Source organism: Escherichia sp. E10V10, from assembly GCF_004211985.1.
Taxonomy (GTDB): domain Bacteria; phylum Pseudomonadota; class Gammaproteobacteria; order Enterobacterales; family Enterobacteriaceae; genus Escherichia.
Genome location: NZ_RHJO01000056.1, coordinates 1 through 2,996, shown reverse-complemented (window position 1 = coordinate 2,996; position 2,996 = coordinate 1). Strand labels below are relative to the sequence as shown.

The window sequence follows — 2,996 nt, the reverse complement described above, 5'->3', positions numbered from 1 at the left end:
TTCTTTGTCGATCCAGTTTTTGTTGATCGACAGATCCATCAATTTATGGACATTTTCGTCGTCCCAGGTCTGGCAAAATGTTGCCAGGTTCTGACGCGCATTACCGTCGAGAAATAATTCATCATTGATAATTTGAAATGCGACATCATCACGCATTTCATGCAGCGGAAAATGTTTAGATTCAGCGATGGTGGAAATAGATTTTGTACCAAAACGTGAATCGAGAAGTTCCGACCTTAAATCCGTTACTTGCTTCTTATCCATTTCAAACTCCTTAAAATGATTGGATCGCAATAAAAAAAGTAGGATTTATCGATAAAGTAAGCAAGCTTTAAGGTCTGAGTTTTAAATAACAAAATCCTAATTTTATTTTGTTGCTGATAATAATTTCATTGTGTTTTTTCAAGAAAAAACAAAAGGATGAGTCATGTATTGATGATTGCATCGAGGTTTTTATCGTTATTTTAATGTATTATTTCATCTACCATAAGTGTCACGTAAAAATTAGCCAGCAAAATATCAATATTAGTTAGCGGTTAATTTTTTAAACGTCTTTAAAGATTATAGAAAAAATAGATAATTACCAGAATTCCCGCCAACGATGTTGATGGGGTAGGTTATTATTTCAGTAGTAATACTCCGGTATAGGTAACTGCGTGAAGGAGTTGTTGCCCTGGATGTAAACTGATTTTTACCCTACGTGTCATATGGACGTTCACTTATTATCTTTGAAGGCTAGGCAAGATAACGTCAATACGGCGTTGGGGAACGTTTACACGCCAACTTCCGAAACTGATAAGTCTTCCTTTTAATTAATAGTGTAAAATTCAGGTATAACTCTGACAGGAGGAATTATGCGTAAATACATCACCAGCAGCGAATGGGCGCTTTTCTTTAATGCTATAACGGGTACGCGAAATGAAATCCGTGATAAAGCATTGCTACATATAACTTACATTCATGGACTTCGCGTCAGTGAGTTGATAGACCTTAGACTGGGAGATCTTGATATGACTGAAAAAATTGTTTTTATTAGGCGTCTGAAAAATGGATTATCAACTTCACATCCATTACAGCCAGAAACAATAGAATTATTGCAACGCTGGTTCCTGATTAGAAAAAGATACGCTAAAGGTAGTCAGGATGATTATCTTTTTCTGTCAAGCCATGGAAAAAAATTTTCCAGACAATGGATTTATAAACTCTGCGCACGATATAGTCAGCGTGCGGGTCTGAGAATTAAGGTTCATCCGCACATGTTGCGTCATGCCTGTGGTTATGCTCTTGCTAATCAGGGACTGGATACCCGTCTGATTCAGGATTATCTGGGTCACAGGAACATTCATCATACTGTACTGTATACGGCCAGTAATCCAGGTCGTTTTCATCGGGTCTGGCGCAGTTAAATTTTTACGCAAGGAGTGAGGAATTGCATATCCATAATATTTTTATTATCTGTTCTGTGAAATAGTGTATATATAGGTCCTCTTTTTAAAACACATTTATTAATACACAGCGCCCCCATGGCATCATATATATGAAAATCAAAAATCTCTTTGTATGTCCCAGTAAATTCCTGGCTGGCATATAAACCATCAGGAAGAAGTGTCTCTGGCAGGGAAAAACTGTTTATTTCTTTAAAAGTATAAATTAATTCAGAATCTGTTTCTCTGGAGGGTATCATTTCACCTGAAATCATAAAATCAGACATTTCATTAACAGGATCATAAATTGATACTATGGACTGAAAAAGGTTACGGTTATAAATAAAATGATCGCCGCTCTGGGTATGGATAAAGTCCATTCCCAGATTCACAGGCATTTTAAGGTTTGGAACAGAAGGATGATTGCCCTCAGCTATCTCAATCATTCTGAATTTTGTGCACGGTGAGGTTCTGTACAATACGGGCTGGGCATACTGCATATCCCAGGCATCCGCATTGCGATACTGCACTGGTGACACCTTGAACTGTTGCCTGAAAGCACGGGAAAAAGCCTGGGGCGAACTGAACTCATACATTAGTGATATATCTGTTATCCGGCGACTGGTATGACGCAAAAGTAAAGCGGCAAGTGTTAGTTTTCTGCGACGTATGTATTGCGCCACACTGATCCCCGTTACATCCTGAAACAGTTTGTACAACCAGCGTTCTGAATAGCCTGAACGTTCAGCAAGAACTTTTACTGACAGTGAGCTGTTCAGATTCCCTTCGATAATTCCCGCCAGTTGCTGGATTAAATTCATTTGCTATACCTGTGGGTCCACTGTTCTTAAGAGCAATCGGTGTTTTATTCTGCTTTCCTGACTTTAGCACGTTTAGCCATAGCCTGATGGGGTCATCGTGTCACTCTTGACCGCTCTGTTTCATCTGACCGGAGCCATTAATGTCTTCCCGAAAATTTCTTACTCACCATGAAGTCAGCCTTTTGCTACAGGCGGTGCTGAAGGGGCGCCACCCGGAACGTGATGCCTGCATGATACTTCTTGCCTTTATCCACGGACTCAGGGTCAGCGAAATGCTTTCGTTACGTCTTGCTGATCTTGAGCTCGAGTCCCGAAAACTGTGCGTCCAGCGCCTGAAAAACGGCTTCAGCACCGTGCATCCCTTACTGACTGAAGAAGTACAATGTATCAGGAACTGGCTCAAAGCCCGGGAAACTATGAAATTACCTACAACAGAAGAAGAGAGGGACTGGCTGTTTATTTCCAGATCAGGGCGTCCGCTTACCCGTCAACGATTTTATAACTTGCTGGCTGAAGCAGGAAGAAATGCCGGGCTGGCTGTTGCTGTCCATCCACATATGCTGAGACATGGGTGTGGTTACGCGCTGGCTGATAACGGCATCGATACACGCCTGATTCAGGATTACCTGGGACACCGGAATATCCGGCATACGGTGATTTATACAGCTTCAAATTCGGCCCGCTTTGAACGGTTATGGAAGCCGTCAAAAAGGGCGAAAAAGCAACTTTTTGACCCAAACTGTAAACTGCC

At 41.1% G+C, this 2,996-nt stretch carries 4 protein-coding genes; 2 read left to right on the top strand and 2 right to left on the bottom strand.

Translation table 11 applies throughout. The annotated features are described in order from the left end of the window. Positions 1–264: pyridoxal-dependent decarboxylase (locus tag D9736_RS23250; RefSeq protein WP_240779385.1), on the bottom strand; the 264-nt coding region annotated here is incomplete at its 3' end. A gap of 590 nt (positions 265–854) precedes the next feature. On the opposite strand from D9736_RS23250, the gene D9736_RS23245 reads away from it, so the two are divergent. Then, complete coding sequence (locus tag D9736_RS23245; RefSeq protein WP_130259271.1) at positions 855–1,406, top strand: tyrosine-type recombinase/integrase; 552 nt, start codon at positions 855–857, stop codon at positions 1,404–1,406. Here D9736_RS23245 and D9736_RS23240 read toward each other — a convergent pair. Further along, a complete protein-coding gene (locus D9736_RS23240; RefSeq protein ID WP_130259270.1) occupies positions 1,403–2,245 on the bottom strand; it encodes a helix-turn-helix transcriptional regulator in 843 nt (280 codons plus the stop codon). The two genes, D9736_RS23245 and D9736_RS23240, sit on opposite strands and share 4 nt — an antisense overlap. 140 nt (positions 2,246–2,385) lie before the next feature. Here D9736_RS23240 and D9736_RS23235 point away from each other — a divergent pair. Next, the coding region (locus D9736_RS23235; RefSeq protein ID WP_130259269.1) for a tyrosine-type DNA invertase at positions 2,386–2,996 on the top strand (611 nt) is incomplete at its 3' end.